This window comes from Streptomyces anthophorae, assembly GCF_049310305.1.
Taxonomy (GTDB): domain Bacteria; phylum Actinomycetota; class Actinomycetes; order Streptomycetales; family Streptomycetaceae; genus Streptomyces.
In genome coordinates, this window is record NZ_JBLWQQ010000001.1 from 4,789,074 (window position 1) to 4,806,047 (window position 16,974).

Here is a 16,974-nt window from a genome sequence, read left to right on the forward strand (position 1 = left end):
AGGTCCGCCGGTGAACCGGGGCGTCAGTCGGCGAAGTTGACGCCGAGCTGGGGCTGGCCGGTTGCGGAGATGCCGAGCGTCGAGGTGTAGATGCCGGCGGAGGACGACAGGGTGCCGTCCGTGCGGGACTGAAGGGGGTAGACGGCGCCGTTGAAGCCGTTCTCGCCGTTGGCGCCCACCACGACGTCGCCGCGGCCGTCGCCGTCGAGGTCGTCGACGTGGACGTCGGAGCCGAACTGGTCGCTCTTCTCGCTGGAGTTGGGCACGCCAGGAGTGTTCTGGCTGAGAATCTTGGAGCCCGCGCCCGTGATGCCGGAGCCGTCCGCGGCTCCGTACAGGACGGTGACGGCGCCGGCGTCGGTCACGCCGTCGATGTTCTCGCCGTCGGCGCCCACGACGAGGTCGAGGTGGCCGTCGCCGTTGACGTCGCCGAGGTCGAGCTCGCCGCCGAACCCGTCGCCCTTCTCGCCGCCGCCGGGGACGCCGGAGGTGTCCTGGTCGATGGTCTGGACGTCGGAGACGACCGGGCCGGACGCGCTGCCGTGGACGATCTTGACGGCGCCGCCCAGCTGGGCCCCGGGGACGCCGGTGTCGTCGTCCCAGGACATCCCGGCGATGACGTCGCCGTATCCGTCGCCGTCGACGTCGCCGACGTCGGTGATGATGCCCGCGGGCAGCTTGACGGCGCCGGTGGACCGGACGCCGGAGTCGGTGCCGGGCAGGTAGAAGTTGGCGTTCCAGCCCGTCTCGGAGTCGGCCTCGAAGCCGTCCGCGATCAGGTCGGTCCTTCCGTCGCCGTTGACGTCGCCGGAGTGCAGGTTCATGACGCCTACGCCGTCGGAGCCGGTCTGGACCGGGGTGGTGACCTTGTACGCGCCGCCCATGGAGCCGCTGCGGGCACCGCCGCGGATCACGTCGACGGTGGAGGAGCTGGGGCTGGCGACGGCCAGGTCGTCCTTGCCGTTGCCGTCGAAGTCGCCGGCCTGGAGGGAGGAGCCGAAGAAGTCGTGGGAGGACGCCCGCGGGTCGGTGATCGTCGTGCCGCTGGTCAGGCCGGAGGCCGAGCCCCACAGGACGGCCACGGTGCCGCCGTCGGTGTCGCTGCCGACGTCCTCGGCGGGGGCGCTGACGGCGAGGTCGTCGTAGCCGTCGCCGTCGAAGTCGCCGTAGGCGGTGTCGTAGCCGAAGTTGTCCCTCGTCTCGGCGGTGCCGGGGACGCCTGCGGTGTTCTGGCTGATGGTGGCGTGCTTGCCGGTGCCGCCGTACAGGACGCTGACCTGGCCGGCCCCGCCGTGCCCGTTCACGTAGGCGGTGGGCGCGGAGACCGCGACGTCGGCGAGGCCGTCACCGTTGAAGTCGGCGTCGGCGGCGGTGACGCCCGGGGTGGCCGCGGTCGCGGTCCCCGCCGTGGCGACGAAGACCCCGCCGGTCAGCGCGGCTGCCGTGGCAGTGGCCATGGCGAGGCGGAGACGAGTCGGGGAAGGGGCGGGCGTGCGTCTGTGCTTGGCCATTCGGTTGGCTCCTGCGGGAAGGGGACGCCTGGCGGGTGTCCCGTCAACGGGGTGCCGTTCGCGGGGCGTTCGCCGGGAGTTGACCCGGGCATGACGCCGCGTTCGGCTAACAGGAGACCGTTGGTGGGGCAGGAGGGTTGTACGGGGAAGCGGTCGGGTTTCTCGAGTCAGTCCGTGAAGTCGCGGGTGGTGAAGGCGGGGTGGCGGGGGCTCCGCGTGGAGCTGGGGACGATGGTCAGGCGGTCGGGGGTGGCCGACTGGAGGGCCGCGTCGATGTGGCCGTCGCCGTCGTAGTCCGCCGCGGCGATCGCGTGGCCCTTCGCCGGGAGGCGGTGGGCCTTGCCCGCGTGGATCAGGTACGTGGTGTCGGCGTCGGAGACGAGTACGTCGCGGCCGGCCGGCAGCAGCCGGCCCCCGGTGACGTCGAGCGCCCGCCCGCCCAGGCGCAGTCCGTCCTTGCCGAGCACCGCCACCCCGAAGCGCCCGGCCGCGGCTGCCGTGCCGGAGGGGTAGGTGGCGCCCTTCGTGAAGCCGTTCGGCCCGCCCAGGGCGACCGAGGAGCGGGCCGTGCCCGCGTGGGCGCGGACCAGCACGTCGTCGGCGCCGTCGCCGTTCAGGTCGGCCGCGGGGCCGGTCGGCACGTTGCCGCCGGCCTGGGCGATGCCGGCCGTGCCGCGCGGGGCGCCCGCGCGGGTGAAGGGGCCGGGCAGGACGCTGAGGCGGCCGCCGCTCGCGTGCACCACCAGGTCGTCCCGGCCGTCGCCGTCGAAGTCCCCGCACACCGGCTGGTCCGGCCACTCGTTGCCGAAGCGGGCCCGCGCGGGGATCTTCAGCGTGACGCCCTTGCCGGAGATCCCGGTGGGCGAGCCGAAGAGGATCTGGAGCGGGACGGGCGGCATGCCCTGGCCGTCGTACGGAGGGTCGGTGGAGACCACGAGGTCGGCGTAGCCGTCCCGGTCGAGGTCGCAGCTCGCCTCCGAGGCGAACGTCGCCGGGGCCCGCCCCTTGGTCCGTGCCGCGTACTTCGCCGGGGTCAGCAACTGCCGGGTGGCGAAGACGAGTCCGTGGCCCTTGCGCCCGTAGACGACGCCGATGCCGGGGTCGTCGCCGAGCCCGTCGTGCGCGAGGTCGTCGATGACGAGGTCGGGGGCGCCGTCGCCGTTGAAGTCGCTGGGGACCTTGCTGCCCTTGCCGCGCGGGATCGGCAGCGGCGCGCTCCGGTGCTGCTTGCCCGCCACGGTCGCGGGGCGGCGCACGGCGCCGTCGTCGTGGCTGCCGCACGCGGTGAGCGCGGCGGCGAGCAGCACGGCGCACAGCGCCCCGCCGCTTCTTCGTATGTGATCCGGCATCAACAAAGCCCCCGCCCGTCCCATGAGTTCACAACGTCCACATGATGGCAGGGCGGGGGACGGGGCCGTCAGCGCAGGGACGTGCCGAACTGGATGCCCGCGCCGGGCAGGCCGAAGTCCGCGCCGTTGAACGAGGTCACGCCCGTCGTCGTCGGGTACGGCGCCGAGCCCCGCAGCACCGTGACGGCGCCCGCGTCGGCGGCCGGGCCGATGTCCTCGCCGGACGCGGCGACGGAGAGGTCCGCGCGGCCGCCGCCGTTGATGTCCTTCAGCCGTACGGTCGACCCGAAGCGGTCGCCCGGCTCCGCGACGCCCGGCACCCCGGCGGTGTCCTGGTGGTAGGAGCGGCCCGCGCTGATGTAGCCCTTGCCGCCCTTGAGGAGGACGACGGAGCCGGTGCCCTCGACCCCGTTGACGGTCTCGCCGGGCGCGCCGACCGCGACGTCGTCGCAGCCGTCGCCGTCCACGTCGCCGACGGCCACGGACGCGCCGAACCGGTCCTCGGCCTCGCTCGCTCCCGGCACCCCGTCGCTGTCCTGGGTGACCTTGTCCATGCCCTCCATCTCGTCGGTGAAGATGGTGGATCCGCCGTAGAACACCCAGATCGAGTTGTCCGCCGCCTGGCCGGTGACCAGGTCGGGGTAGCCGTCGCAGTTCACGTCGCCGGTCGCGGCGGCCTCGGTGGTGGAGCCGGCGAACTGACCGTCGATGCGCCCGGAGTAGTAGCCGATGTCGCCGGGGCCGCCGTTGACCCATCCCGTGTAGGGGCTGCCGTCGGCGTGCTTGCCGTAGAGGACGTAGGTGTACGTCCTGCCGACGCCCGTGCCGTGGAACTGGTCGGCGGTGAGGCCCTCCAGGGTCACGTCGGCGGGTACGAACTCGACCTCGGGCGCGTAGGCGTCCTCGGGCTTGTTGGAGTCGGAGTACCACCAGTACTTCTTGGCGCTGACGACGGCGAGCTGCGCGTGGTCGTCGCCGTCGAGGTCGACGAAGACGGCGCTCTCGCCGAAGCGCCGGTCGTCGGCGGAGGGCGCGTGGTAGACGGTGGCGCCCTTGGTGAAGCCGTTCGGGCCGCCCCACACGACGTTCAGCGAGCCGCTCGCCCAGTCGGTGACCTGCTCGCCGGGGGCGCCGACGATCAGGTCGGCGTATCCGTCGCCGTTGACGTCGCCGCTGGTGACGTTCTCGCCGAACTCGTCCTCCTTCTCGGTGGTTCCGGGTATGCCGGAGGTCTCCTGCGTGATCGTGACGGCCTTTCCGGTGCTCACGCCGGAGGCCGAACCGAACGTCACCGTCACGGCGTTGGCCTTGGGCGTGCCGATGGCGAGGTCGCGGTACCCGTCGCCGTTGAAGTCGTCCTTGAGGTTCGTCGCGGCGGTCGCGGTCCCCGCGAGGGGGAGGGTGAGGCCGCCCGCGGCGAGGGCGGCCACCCCGGCGGCCATGGCGAGTTTCTTGAGGCGCACGTCAACTCCAGCGTTGGGTGAGGCAGTTGTACTCGGTTGTTCTCAGTGATCCGCTGGTGTGACGGCTGGGGGCCGGTGAATGGTTGTACGCGGTGAGCCGGCCCCCGTCGTCGAGCAGTCGTCGGTCAGTCGTCGATCGCGGCGCCGAACCGTGCGTCCAGGGACGGAGCGGACAGCGCTCCCGCCCCGTACGTCCACGACCCGGCTGCCGTGACCCCACCGGACCCCGCGGAGAACACCCACACCACACCGTCGTTGGTGTTCTCGCCGGGCGCCGCCGCGAGGAGGCCGAACCGGCCGTCGTCGTTCGGGTCGGTGAAGGAGACCTGGCCGCCGAACTTGTCGCCCTTCTCGGCTGCGCCGGGGACGTCCGCCGAGTTCTGGTTGAAGTCCCGCACATCGCTGGTCCGCAGGCCGAGGGTCGTCCCCCGCATCACCGTCACGGCGCCCGCGTCGGCGACCGTCCCGATGTCCTCGCCGGGCGCGCCGATCGCGACGTCGGCGTACCCGTCGCCGTTGGTGTCGCCGACGGACAGGTCGCCGCCCCAGGCGTCGCCCTTCTCGGCGGTGCCGGGCACGCCGTCGGAGTCCTGCGTCCACCACTGCGGTTCGCCGGTGAGGCCCGAGTCCGAGCCGTAGTGGACGCCGACCATGCCGCCGGTCGTCCAGGGGCCGCCGTCGTCGGGGCTGTTGGGCTCGCCGGTGACGAGGTCGTCCTTGCCGTCGCCGTTGACGTCCCCGGAGGCGGCGACGGGGCCGCCGCGCAGGGTGAGGTTCGGCAGCGGGTCGGCGTCGGAGGCGGTGCCGGGGATGACGTACGACCAGCCGTCGCCGGACTCGTCGCCGACCGAGAGGCCGGAGACAACGAGGTCGGCGAAGCCGTTGGCGTCGTAGTCGCCGGTGGTCAGGGACTTGGGCTGGATGCCGGTCGGCGCGGCGAGGGTGGCGGCGCGTGCGGTGGCGGTCGGCGCCTTGCCCTTGGGGGCCTTGGCCTTCGGTGCCGTGGGCGCGAAGTCGGTCCGGGAGTCGCGGACCAGGTGCTTCGCCGCCGCCCCGGTGGTGGATCTGGCGGTGGGTGCGGCCTCGTAGCGGAAGATCGCGAGGCCGACCGAGTCGAGGACGGCGAGCAGGTCGCCGTCGCCGCCGTCGGTGAACCGGGCGGCGGCGAGCGACTGGCCGAACTTGCCGCCGGTGGCGGGCTCGTCGGCTTCAAGGCCCGTGCTGGCGCTGCCGGACAGGCCCCTGGGCGTGCCCCACAGGACGACGCCGCCGCCCGAGTCGGTCACCGTGCCGAGGTCCTCGCCGGGCGCGCCGACGATCGCGTCGTCGTAGCCGTCGCCGTCGAGGTCACCGGTGGCGACGGCCTGCCCGAACGCGTCGCCCTTCTCGGCGGCGCCCGGCACGCCGGTCGTGTTCTGGCTGAGGACGGCGGAGCGGGAGGTCCCCATCCCGCTCGCGGCGCCGTACTGGACGGTGACGAGCCCGGCCCCGGCCTGCCCGCCGACGGTGGCCCCGGGGGCGCCGACGAGCACGTCGTCGTAGCCGTCGCCGTTGAAGTCGGTGTTGCGGTCGTTGGCGCGGGTGCTCCCCGGTGTGCCCGCGTAGGCGGCCGGGGCGGCGGCGATGTACGTACCGGCGAGAAGAAGGAACGAGGCCGCCGCGAGGGCGGCCGGACGGTTCTTGCGCACGTGCGGCTCCTTGGCTGAAGGAAGACCGGGCAGCGCGGGGGGATGGCCGGAAAGGGCCCGTTCCTTGTCCGGCGCACCGTTTGACACGGGATCGGCCGGAAGGGTTGTACGGGACGCAACAAAAGAAGTGGGCGCCCCGGTCCAGGAGGTTCCAGGAACGGGGCGCCCAAATCGACGTACGGGGACGGGAGTTACTTCACCGGCTCGGGCTCCGGAGCGTCCTCGGTCTCCGCTTCGCCCGCCGGGTCGACCGGCGTCTTGACGGAGTCGAGCAGCAGCTGGGCGACGTCGACGACCGTGACGGACTCCTTGGCCTTGCCGTCGTTCTTCTTGCCGTTGACCGAGTCGGTCAGCATGACGAGGCAGAACGGGCAGGCGGTGGAGACGATGTCCGGGTTGAGCGAGAGGGCTTCGTCGACGCGCTCGTTGTTGATGCGCTTGCCGATCCGCTCCTCCATCCACATCCGCGCACCACCGGCGCCGCAGCAGAAGCCGCGCTCCTTGTGGCGGTGCATCTCCTCGTTGCGGACGCCCGGGACGCTGGCGATGATCTCGCGCGGCGGGGAGTAGATCTTGTTGTGACGGCCCAGGTAGCACGGGTCGTGGTACGTGATGATGCCCTCGACCGGCGTGACCGGCGTCAGCTTGCCCTCGTCGACGAGGTGCTGGAGCAGCTGCGTGTGGTGGATTACCTCGTAATCCCCGCCGATCTGCGGGTACTCCTTGCCGATCGTGTTGAGGCAGTGCGGGCAGGTCGCGACGATCTTCTTCGCGGTCCGGGGCTTCTTGGACTCCTCGGTGACCTTGCCGTCCTCGTCGTACTCCTCGCCGAAGGCCATGTTCAGCGACATGACGTTCTCCTGGCCGAGCTGCTGGAACAGCGGCTCGTTGCCGAGGCGGCGGGCGGAGTCACCGGTGCACTTCTCGTCGCCGCCCATGATCGCGAACTTGACGCCCGCGATGTTGAGCAGCTCGGCGAAGGCCTTGGTGGTCTTCTTCGCGCGGTCCTCCAGGGCGCCGGCGCAGCCGACCCAGTAGAGGTACTCGACCTCGGTGAGGTCCTCGATGTCCTTGCCGACGACCGGCACCTCGAAGTCGAGCTCCTTGAGCCACTCCAGGCGCTGCTTCTTCGCCAGGCCCCAGGGGTTGCCCTTCTTCTCCAGGTTCTTGAGCATCGTGCCCGCCTCGGACGGGAACGCGGACTCGATCATCACCTGGTAGCGGCGCATGTCGACGATGTGGTCGATGTGCTCGATGTCGACCGGGCACTGCTCGACGCAGGCGCCGCAGGTGGTGCAGGACCACAGGACGTCCGGGTCGATGACGCCGTTCTCCTCGACCGTGCCGATCAGCGGGCGCTCGGCCTCCGCGAGGGCGGCGGCGGGCACGTCCTTGAGCTGCTCCTCGGTCGCCTTCTCGTTGCCCTCCATGTCCTTGCCGCCACCGGCGAGCAGGTACGGGGCCTTCGCGTGCGCGTGGTCGCGCAGCGACATGATGAGCAGCTTCGGGGAGAGCGGCTTGCCGGTGTTCCACGCGGGGCACTGCGACTGGCAACGCCCGCACTCGGTGCAGGTGGAGAAGTCCAGCAGGCCCTTCCAGGAGAACTGCTCGACCTGGGAGACGCCGAAGGTGTCGTCCTCGCCCGGGTCCTCGAAGTCGATCTCCTTGCCGCCCGAGGTCATCGGCAGCAGCGCGCCCAGCGAGACGTCGCCGTCCGCGTTGCGCTTGAACCAGATGTTCGGGAACGCGAGGAAGCGGTGCCAGGCGACACCCATGTCGGTCTTCAGGGCGACCGTGATCATCCAGATGAACGAGGTCGCGATCTTCAGACCGGCGAAGAAGTAGGTGAGCGTCTGGAGCGTGGAGACGTCCAGGCCGGACAGCGCGTTGACGACGGGGTACGAGATGAAGAACGACGCCTCGTAGCTGTCGACGTGGTGCTGGGCGCCTTCGAGGGCGTGCAGCATGAAGATGCAGACGCCGACGATGAGGATGACGGCCTCGACGAAGTACGCCTGGCCGAAGTTCGAGCCCGCGAAGCGGGACTTGCGGCCCGCCTTGTTCGGCTTGCTGAGCTGGCGGATCACGATGAGGACGGCGATGCCGAGGACCGTCATCGTGCCGATGAACTCGACGAAGATGTTGTACGGCGCCCACTCACCGATGATCGGCAGCAGCCAGTCGGCCTGGAACAGCTGGCCGATGGCGTTGACGATCGTCAGCAGCAGCGAGAAGAAGCCCACCGCCACGAACCAGTGCGCGACGCCGACGATGCCCCACTTGTTCATGCGCGTGTGGCCGAGGAACTCCTTGGCCACGGTGACGGTGCGCTGCACGGGTTCGTCGGTGCGAGTACCTGCGGGTACGTTCTGACCGAGCCGCATGAAGTTGTAGATCTGCAGGAGGGCACGGACGAACAGTGCCGCGCCGACCACGATCGTAACCAGCGACACGATGATCGCGGCGAGTTGCATTGGGGGCTCCTCGGGCCTGCGAGGGAAGTCTTCTCGGGGACGGTCATTACTAAGCGGTAACTTAGGTTGTCCGTCTGAGACTACCCACTTACCCGGACGCAATGTAGTCGCCGGGTTGGTGATCTGTGTCGCCCAGGTACCCCTGTGCGGGGCCGTGTGGGGCGCCAAAGCGGATCGTGTTATTCACCCCATATTTGGACATAACGGAATAACTTATGGGGATGAGCGCACCGTCGACCACTGCATCCTCCACTTATCTGGTCACCGGAGGCGCGGGCCTCGTCGGCTCGCACCTCACCGATGCGCTGCTCGCCCAGGGACACACCGTCGTCGTCCTCGACGACCTGTCCACGGGCGACCGCGCCAACCTCGCCGCCGCCTGGCCCAGCCCCCGGCTCCGCTTCGTGCGCGGCTCGGCCCTCGACGCCCGGCTCGTCGACGAACTCGCGGGCCGCTGCGCGGTGGTGGTCCACCTGGCGGCCGAGGGCGCGGGCCCCGTCGCCGAGGCCGCCCGGCGGCACGGCCGCCGACTGCTCGCCGTCGGGGACGGCCCGGCCCACTGCGAGGAAACGATTCTGGTGCGCCTCCGGCACACCGTCGGCCCGCGCCAGTCGTCCGCGTCCGGCGCCGTCGTGCCGCGCCTCGCCGAACAGGCCGTCGCGGGCCTGCCGCTCACCATCCACGGCGACGGCACCCGGCGGCTCCGCCTCACGCACGTCGCCGACACCGTCGACGCGCTGCTGCGACTGCTCGCCGAGCCGGCCGCGCCCGGGCGTGTCTTCGACGTCTGCGGCACGCAGGAGACCGCCGTCGCCGACCTGGCGGGCGTCCTCGTCGAACGCTCGGGTTCCCCGTCCCCGCTCCGCTTCCTCCCGTACGAGGAGCTGGGCGCGGGGGAGGACGAGGAGGCGCACGATCCCGACCCCGGGCCCCTGCGGGAACTCACCGGCTGGGAGCCGACGCTGGGGCTCCTCGACATCGCGGACGCCGCCCTCGTCGACGCGGGCGGCGCGTTCGGCGTGGTCACGACCGCCGCGGCCGGGGTCTGACCATGAGGATCGCCGTCGTCCACGGTTTCGGCGCCCCCGGCGGCGAGGACGAGGCCGTCCTAGACCAAGTCGCCGCGCTCACCCGCGCCGGGCACGAGGTGCGCCTCGTCTCGGCGAACGGCCGCGGCGGCGGCCCCCTCGCCACACTGCGGGCGTTCGGCCCGGACGTCGTGCACGTCCACAACCTGTTCCCCGCCTTCGGCCGCGCCTGGGTCGCCGACTGGACCGGCCCCATGGTCGCCACCCTGCGGCACGGCCCCCACCGGGGCACACGGTTCGCCGGGCTGCCGTTCCCGCGGTCGGCGCGCGGCGGGCTGCGCCAGGACCCGCTGCTGCGGCGGGCCGACCGCCTCGTGGTCCTCTCGGAGGCGAGCCGGGACGCCTGCGCGCGCGCCGGGCTGCCCCGGGAGCGCCTCGACGTGGTGTCCGACTTCGTGCCCACCGTCGCGGAAGCGGAAGCGGAACCCGATGCCGCGGCCGGGCCCGGCGGGGCGGGCGACGCCTGGGTGTGCGTCGGGCGGCTCGCGCCGGAGCGGGGCGTGCTGGAACTGCTGCGCCGCTGGCCCGCGGGTGAGCGGCTCGATCTGGTCGGGACGGGGCCGCTGGAGGCGCGGTGCCGGGCGGCGGCGCCCGCGTCGGTGCGGATGTGCGGGGCCGTGGGGCGGGGGGAGCTGAGGCGGGCGCTGCCGGGGTACCGGGGGCTCGTGCTGCCGGGGCGTGAGGCGCGCAGGGCGGTGCCGCTCGTGTACGCGGAGGCGCTCGCGGCGGGGCTGCCGGTGCTGGCCTTCGAGGGGGCCGGGGCGTCGGCGGTGCCGCGTGCCGTACGGTCCGAGGGCACGGGTACGGTCACGACCCCGGACGCGCAGCTGCCCGACGCGCTCGACGTGGCCGCCAAGGTCTTCCCGACGCTGCGGGAGCACTGCCGCGCGGTGTACGCGAAGCGGTACGGGGAAGCCGTCTGGACCGAGCGCACCGAGTGCCTCTACGCCTCGCTCGTAGCGTAATCATCTCCGTACGAGCTTCCGAAGCCTCTTAAAAGCCCAGGTCAGAGGCATGTCTCCAGCGGTTTGCCGATAAGGGCAGGATAAAACTTGAGTGGGTGGGACTCAGGTCTGTTGACGCCGAGGGGGAGGGTGTTGCAGTCTTGAGCCAGTTCCACTCAAGTAGGTAGCTGGAGGAATCGAAATGGCACGTGCGGTCGGCATCGACCTGGGCACGACTAACTCCGTCGTCAGCGTTCTGGAGGGCGGTGAGCCCACCGTCATCGCGAACGCCGAGGGCGCCAGGACCACGCCGTCCGTCGTCGCTTTCGCGAAGAACGGCGAAGTTCTGGTCGGCGAGGTCGCCAAGCGCCAGGCGGTCACGAACGTGGACCGGACCATCCGCTCGGTGAAGCGCCACATGGGCACCGACTGGAAGATCGACCTGGACGGGAAGGACTTCAACCCGCAGCAGATCTCCGCGTTCATCCTGCAGAAGCTGAAGCGCGACGCGGAGTCCTACCTCGGCGAGAAGGTCACGGACGCGGTCATCACCGTCCCGGCCTACTTCAACGACTCCGAGCGGCAGGCGACGAAGGAAGCCGGCGAGATCGCGGGCATGAACGTCCTGCGCATCGTCAACGAGCCGACGTCCGCGGCCCTGGCCTACGGCCTGGACAAGGACGACCAGACCATCCTGGTCTTCGACCTCGGTGGCGGCACCTTCGACGTCTCGCTCCTGGAGATCGGCGACGGCGTCGTCGAGGTGAAGGCCACGAACGGCGACAACCAGCTCGGCGGTGACGACTGGGACCAGCGCGTCGTCGACTACCTGGTCAAGCAGTTCAACAACGGCCACGGCGTGGACCTGGGCAAGGACAAGATGGCGCTCCAGCGCCTGCGCGAGGCCGCCGAGAAGGCGAAGATCGAGCTGTCCTCCTCCACGGAGACCACGATCAACCTGCCGTACATCACGGCGTCCGCCGAGGGCCCGCTGCACCTGGACGAGAAGCTCACGCGCGCCCAGTTCCAGCAGCTCACGTCCGACCTTCTGGAGCGCTGCAAGACGCCGTTCCACAACGTCATCAAGGACGCGGGCATCAACCTCTCCGAGATCGACCACGTCGTTCTCGTCGGTGGCTCGACCCGTATGCCGGCCGTCGCCGAGCTGGTCAAGGAACTGACCGCGGGCAACGAGGCCAACAAGGGCGTCAACCCGGACGAGGTCGTCGCCATCGGCGCCGCCCTCCAGGCCGGTGTCCTCAAGGGCGAGGTCAAGGACGTCCTGCTCCTCGACGTCACCCCGCTGTCCCTCGGCATCGAGACCAAGGGCGGCATCATGACCAAGCTCATCGAGCGGAACACCACGATTCCGACGAAGCGCTCCGAGATCTTCACGACGGCCGAGGACAACCAGCCGTCGGTGCAGATCCAGGTCTACCAGGGCGAGCGCGAGATCGCGGCGTACAACAAGAAGCTCGGGATGTTCGAGCTGACCGGTCTGCCGCCGGCCCCGCGCGGTGTCCCGCAGGTCGAGGTCGCCTTCGACATCGACGCGAACGGCATCATGCACGTCACGGCCAAGGACCTCGGCACGGGCAAGGAGCAGAAGATGACCGTCACCGGTGGCTCCTCGCTGCCGAAGGACGAGGTCAACCGGATGCGCGAAGAGGCCGAGAAGTACGCGGACGAGGACCACGCCCGCCGCGAGGCCGCCGAGTCCCGCAACCAGGGCGAGCAGCTCGTCTACCAGACGGAGAAGTTCCTCAAGGACAACGAGGAGAAGGTTCCCGCCGAGGTCAAGACCGAGGTCGAGGAGGCCGTCACCGAGCTGAAGGAGAAGCTCAAGGGCGACGACTCGGCCGAGATCCGCACCGCGACCGAGAAGGTCGCCGCCGTCTCGCAGAAGCTGGGCCAGGCCATGTACGCCGACGCCCAGGCCGCCGGTGGCGCCGAGGCCCCGGGTGCCGACGCCCCGCAGGGTGACGCCAAGGCCGACGACGACGTCGTCGACGCCGAGATCGTCGACGAGGACAAGGACCGCAAGGACGGTGCCGCGTGACCGAGGAGACCCCGGGCTTCAGCGAGAGCGAAGAGCCTGACGTCCCCTCCGGCGCCACCCCTGACGACGCCGAGCCGAAGGCCGCCACCTCGCCCGACAAGGGCGAGGGGGCGGCCCCGGCCGGGGACTCGGCCGCTTCCGCTTCGGATGTGGCCCTGACAGCACAGCTGGACCAGGTGCGCACCGCGCTCAACGAGCGCACCGCGGACCTCCAGCGGCTTCAGGCCGAGTACCAGAACTACCGGCGCCGTGTGGAGCGGGACCGCGTCACGGTCAAGGAGATCGCCGTCGCGAACCTCCTGACCGAGCTGCTTCCCGTTCTCGACGACATCGGCCGTGCCCGTGAGCACGGCGAGCTCGTCGGCGGCTTCAAGTCGGTGGCCGAATCCCTGGAGACGGTCGCCGCGAAGATGGGCCTTCAGCAGTTCGGCAAGGAGGGCGAGCCCTTCGACCCGACCGTGCACGAGGCCCTGATGCACTCCTACGCGCCGGACGTGACCGAGACGACCTGCGTGGCGATCCTTCAGCCGGGTTACCGGATCGGCGAGCGCACCATCCGCCCCGCGCGGGTGGCCGTGGCCGAGCCGCAGCCGGGCGCGAAGGCGGACGAGGCAGCCGACAAGGATGCCGAGAAGGAGAACGGTGGCCCGGAAGAGGGCTGACGTCACACACACGGGTAAGGAGGGACGTCGAGGCCGATGAGCACCAAGGACTTCATCGAGAAGGACTACTACAAGGTCCTCGGCGTCCCGAAGGACGCCACCGACGCCGAGATCAAGAAGGCGTACCGCAAGCTCGCCCGCGAGAACCACCCCGACGCCAACAAGGGCAACGACAAGGCGGAGGAGCGCTTCAAGGAGATCTCCGAGGCGAACGACATCCTCGGTGACCCCAAGAAGCGCAAGGAGTACGACGAGGCGCGCGCCCTGTTCGGCAGCGGCGGGTTCCGTCCGGGACCCGGCGCCGCCGGTGGCAACGGCTCGTTCAACTTCGACCTGGGCGACCTCTTCGGAGGCGGCGCCCAGGGCCAGGGCGGTCCGGGCGGCTTCGGCGGCGGCATCGGCGATGTGTTCGGCGGACTGTTCAACCGGGGCGGCGCGGGCCCGGGCACGCGTACCCAGCCGCGCCGGGGCCAGGACATCGAGTCCGAGGTGACGCTCAGCTTCACCGAGGCGGTGGACGGGGCGACGGTCCCGCTGCGGATGTCCTCCCAGGCCCCCTGCAAGGCGTGCTCCGGCACCGGCGACGCGAACGGCACACCGCGCGTGTGCCCGACCTGCGTCGGCACCGGACAGGTCTCGCGGGGCGGCGGTGGCGGCTTCTCCCTCACCGACCCGTGCGTGGACTGCAAGGGCCGCGGCCTGATCGCCGAGACCCCGTGCGACAGCTGCAAGGGCAGCGGGCGGGCCAAGTCCTCCCGCACCATGCAGGTCAGGATCCCCGCGGGGGTCTCCGACGGCCAGCGCATCCGACTCCGCGGCAAGGGCGCTCCCGGTGAACGGGGCGGCCCCGCGGGCGATCTGTATGTCGTCGTGCACGTCGACGCCCACCCGGTCTTCGGCCGCAAGGGCGACAACCTCACGGTCACCGTCCCGGTGACCTTCACCGAGGCGTCGCTCGGCGGCGAGGTCAAGGTGCCCACGCTCGGCGGCCCGCCGGTCACCCTGAAGCTGCCCCCGGGCACGCCGAACGGGCGGACGATGCGGGCCCGCGGCAAGGGCGCCGTCCGCAAGGACGGTACGCGCGGAGACCTGTTGGTGACGGTCGAGGTGGACGTACCCAAGGACCTTTCGGAGGACGCCCGCTCGGCCCTCGAGTCGTACCGCAAGGCGACTGAGGACACCGACGTGCGGGCAGAACTGTTCAAGGCCGCGAAGGGAGCGTGAGGGTGATGGACGGGCAGCCGGGTCGTCGGCGCAGCAATCCGTACGAACTGACCGACGAGACGCCGGTGTACGTCATCTCAGTGGCGGCACAGCTGTCCGGCCTGCACCCGCAGACCCTGCGCCAGTACGACCGGCTCGGCCTGGTCTCGCCCGACCGCACGGCCGGGCGCGGCCGCCGCTACTCGGCCCGCGACATCGAACTGCTGCGCACCGTCCAGCAGTTGTCGCAGGCCGAGGGCATCAATCTCGCCGGCATCAAGCGCATCATCGAGCTGGAGAACCAGGTCGCCGCGTTGCAGTCCCGGGTGGCCGAACTCTCCTCGGCAGTGGAGAGCGCGGCCTCCGCGATCCAGCAGCGCGAGGCGGCGGTGCACGCCTCCTACCGCCGGGACCTGGTCCCGTACCAGGAGGTCCAGCAGACGAGCGCGCTGGTGGTGTGGCGGCCGAAGAACAGGCGGTCGCAGGACAAGTAGGCGCACGCGCGTGAAGGGGCCCGGAGGTCACGACCTCCGGGCCCCTTCACATGTCCTCATCTCCCCGTCGACTGCCACACCGCGATCACCAGCGCGGCGCACGAGGTGAGTGCCGCGAGGGACGGCAGCGGCCAGCGGGAGCGTTCGAGGGCGTCGAGGCGGTCCTCGTGCTCGCCGAGGGTCTTGTCCGTCTGGTCGGCGCGTTGCAGTACCAGTGCCAGGTTGCCCTGGGTGGCGGCGAAGCCGACGTCGACGGAGCGTCGAAGACGCTCCAACTCCAGGGCCACATCGACCTGTTCACCCACTCCTCCGTCTCCTCTCATGCGCGCGGCACGCGCAGCTTGTCCCAGCTGGTACGGCCGGGAACGCCGTCGGCGTCCGCGCCCGTATAGCCGAGCCTGCGCTGCCAGGCCGCGTACGAGGCCACGTCGGCCTCGGTCCACTCCGGGCCAGGACCGATCCGGTACCGCCCGCAGCCCTCCGCGACGAGCCGCCGCCCGACCGCCGTGATCAGCGCGCTGCGGCGGCCCGGCACGAAGAAGGCGGCGCCGGGGAACTCGGCGCAGGAGGACGGGGGCGGGGTGGGGCGGACACCGAGGCGGGCGTCGATCCGGGTCCGCATGCCGCTCATCGAGAACGACGGGTCGATCTTGCGGCGGGTCCACTCCTTGTGGCCGATGACGCTCGCCGCCGTCCAGCCGTGGACGCGGCACAGGGCGGCGGAGAGCCGTTCGACGGCGGTGAGTTGGGGCGAGGGGTAGGGGTCCTGCCCGTTGCCGAGGTTCTCGATCTCGAAGCCGTAGAAATGGATGTTGCCGTCGACGGAGTCGGGGCCCGGTGGGGACGGAAGGGCTCGTTCGGCGCGTACGGCCGCGTAGGTGGCGGCGGAGCCGGAGCCCGCGTGGTTGGTGCGGCCGTAGCCGACCAGGTGCACGGTGCCGTCCTTCGCGACGAGGCCCGTGCAGAGCGGGCCCGGGAGGGTGGCGGTGCCGTCGCGGCAGAGGGCGAGGCTGTCGCGGCCGGCGGTGTGGTGCAGCATGACGCCGTTGACCGGACCCCACGCGCCCTTGTGATTACGGTTGTGGGACTGCCAGTTGGCGTGTTCGCGGACGGTCACGCCCTCGTCGCGCAGGACGCGGGCGAAGGCGGACGCGGTCAGGGGTGTGGCCACCGAGGCTCCTCTTTTACGGGATGGGATCGACGCGGATGAAGCGGGTGTCGAAGTAGGCCGTGTTCGAGGCGTTGCCGGAGCGGTAGGCGGGGGTCGCCGCGTGGGTCGTGCCGACGACGAGGCCGGTGACGAGGAACTGGGCGGAGACCGAGCTGCGGCTGTTGAGCGAGGATGCCGCGGAACGGTTGTCGTCGGCGGCCAGGACGACCGTGCCGGAGGCGTTGCGGATGTTGGCCGACATGTACGAGGAGTAGGCGCCGGACGACCGGATGTAGCTGCCTACGGTGACGATGACCTGGCCGGACGCCGGGACGGTGAACGTCGCCGTCATGGGGTCACCTGCGGCGTTGGCGAGGGTCTCGGCGTAGGTGGTCGAGGCGGTGTCGCCGTCGTCGACGTTGACCCGGTACACCGGGACCGGGGCGAGCGGCAGCCATCCGGTGCCGGTGTAGTACATCATCCGGCCCGGGGTGCCGATCCAGGCGATCATGCCGGCGACCGGGGCGGCCAGCTTCGCGTCGCGGGTCGCGGTGTCCGGGAAACGCATGACGAGGCGGGGGTCGATGGTGTCGGCGAGGGCCTTGAGATGGGCGGGGAGGTCGGCGGGGTCGGTGGCCTGGGGGTAGGGCAGGGAGCTGATCGGGGTGTACTGGGTGCTCACGGGGTCTCCTCAACGGGTGGCGGGTCGAGCGTGACGGTCAGGAGTTCGTCGCCGACGGATTGCCGGTCGGCCGGGGGCGGGTCCTCGTAGGGGTCGGCCTCGGCGGCCCGGGTGGCGGCGAGCTCCTGGAGGAGGGCGTCGGGAGGTTGTACGGGGGTGGGTTCATCGGAGACGTCCGACACGGTGCACTCCGTGGGTAGGTGTGGT

The 16,974-nt window shown here is 71.2% G+C and carries 15 protein-coding genes; 6 read left to right on the forward strand and 9 right to left on the reverse strand.

Annotated features, from left to right (window positions below; genetic code table 11):
- Positions 1–23: 23 nt before the first annotated feature.
- The 5 genes from ACNYS0_RS21835 to ACNYS0_RS21855 all read right to left on the reverse strand — a co-directional run bounded on the left by ACNYS0_RS21835 (position 24) and on the right by ACNYS0_RS21855 (position 8,485).
- Positions 24–1,511 carry an FG-GAP-like repeat-containing protein gene (locus tag ACNYS0_RS21835; protein WP_422476034.1) on the reverse strand — a complete coding sequence of 496 codons (1,488 nt, stop codon included), beginning with the start codon at positions 1,509–1,511 and terminating at the stop codon, positions 24–26.
- A 167-nt stretch (positions 1,512–1,678) separates the two neighbouring features.
- Entirely contained in the window at positions 1,679–2,860 is a 1,182-nt protein-coding gene (locus ACNYS0_RS21840) for an FG-GAP repeat domain-containing protein (protein WP_422476036.1), read from the reverse strand.
- Positions 2,861–2,928: 68 nt separating this feature from the next.
- Positions 2,929–4,323: an FG-GAP-like repeat-containing protein gene (locus ACNYS0_RS21845; protein WP_422476038.1), complete on the reverse strand. Its 1,395-nt coding sequence runs from the start codon at positions 4,321–4,323 to the stop codon at positions 2,929–2,931.
- Positions 4,324–4,448: 125 nt separating this feature from the next.
- Positions 4,449–6,011 carry an esterase gene (locus ACNYS0_RS21850; RefSeq protein WP_422476040.1) on the reverse strand — a complete coding sequence of 521 codons (1,563 nt, stop codon included), beginning with the start codon at positions 6,009–6,011 and terminating at the stop codon, positions 4,449–4,451.
- A 191-nt stretch (positions 6,012–6,202) separates the two neighbouring features.
- On the reverse strand, positions 6,203–8,485 hold the full coding sequence (locus ACNYS0_RS21855; protein WP_422476042.1) for a (Fe-S)-binding protein: 2,283 nt from the start codon (positions 8,483–8,485) through the stop codon (positions 6,203–6,205).
- 221 nt (positions 8,486–8,706) lie between these two features.
- On the opposite strand from ACNYS0_RS21855, the gene ACNYS0_RS21860 reads away from it, so the two are divergent.
- The 6 genes from ACNYS0_RS21860 (at position 8,707) to ACNYS0_RS21885 (ending at position 14,935) form a co-directional block, all read left to right on the forward strand.
- Entirely contained in the window at positions 8,707–9,534 is an 828-nt protein-coding gene (locus ACNYS0_RS21860; RefSeq protein WP_422476044.1) for an NAD-dependent epimerase/dehydratase family protein, read from the forward strand.
- Positions 9,535–9,536: 2 nt separating this feature from the next.
- A complete protein-coding gene (locus ACNYS0_RS21865; protein WP_422476046.1) occupies positions 9,537–10,538 on the forward strand; it encodes a glycosyltransferase family 4 protein in 1,002 nt (333 codons plus the stop codon).
- 181 nt (positions 10,539–10,719) lie between these two features.
- Positions 10,720–12,576 (forward strand): molecular chaperone DnaK, encoded by a 1,857-nt coding sequence (gene dnaK / locus ACNYS0_RS21870; protein ID WP_422476048.1) that lies wholly within the window; start codon positions 10,720–10,722, stop codon positions 12,574–12,576.
- Positions 12,573–13,238 carry a nucleotide exchange factor GrpE gene (gene grpE, locus ACNYS0_RS21875; RefSeq protein WP_422476050.1) on the forward strand — a complete coding sequence of 222 codons (666 nt, stop codon included), beginning with the start codon at positions 12,573–12,575 and terminating at the stop codon, positions 13,236–13,238. The genes dnaK and grpE overlap by 4 nt, the downstream gene beginning before the upstream one ends.
- A 36-nt stretch (positions 13,239–13,274) precedes the next feature.
- Positions 13,275–14,462, forward strand: a complete 1,188-nt coding sequence (gene dnaJ, locus ACNYS0_RS21880; protein ID WP_422476052.1) for a molecular chaperone DnaJ — start codon at positions 13,275–13,277, stop codon at positions 14,460–14,462.
- A gap of 5 nt (positions 14,463–14,467) precedes the next feature.
- The gene (locus tag ACNYS0_RS21885) at positions 14,468–14,935 is read left to right on the forward strand and encodes a heat shock protein transcriptional repressor HspR (RefSeq protein ID WP_422476054.1); all 468 of its coding nucleotides are present in this window, start codon (positions 14,468–14,470) and stop codon (positions 14,933–14,935) included.
- 56 nt (positions 14,936–14,991) lie between these two features.
- Here the strand turns inward: ACNYS0_RS21885 and ACNYS0_RS21890 are convergent, their stop codons facing one another.
- From ACNYS0_RS21890 to ACNYS0_RS21905, 4 genes are read right to left on the reverse strand one after another with little or no spacing between them, the layout of a single operon-like run.
- Complete coding sequence (locus tag ACNYS0_RS21890) at positions 14,992–15,240, reverse strand: hypothetical protein (protein WP_326023931.1); 249 nt, start codon at positions 15,238–15,240, stop codon at positions 14,992–14,994.
- 14 nt (positions 15,241–15,254) lie between these two features.
- Positions 15,255–16,106 carry a peptidoglycan-binding protein gene (locus ACNYS0_RS21895; protein WP_422476059.1) on the reverse strand — a complete coding sequence of 284 codons (852 nt, stop codon included), beginning with the start codon at positions 16,104–16,106 and terminating at the stop codon, positions 15,255–15,257.
- A 13-nt stretch (positions 16,107–16,119) separates the two neighbouring features.
- A complete protein-coding gene (locus ACNYS0_RS21900; protein WP_422476061.1) occupies positions 16,120–16,767 on the reverse strand; it encodes a hypothetical protein in 648 nt (215 codons plus the stop codon).
- Positions 16,764–16,949, reverse strand: a complete 186-nt coding sequence (locus ACNYS0_RS21905; RefSeq protein ID WP_422476063.1) for a hypothetical protein — start codon at positions 16,947–16,949, stop codon at positions 16,764–16,766. The genes ACNYS0_RS21900 and ACNYS0_RS21905 overlap by 4 nt, the downstream gene beginning before the upstream one ends.
- Positions 16,950–16,974: the final 25 nt, after the last annotated feature.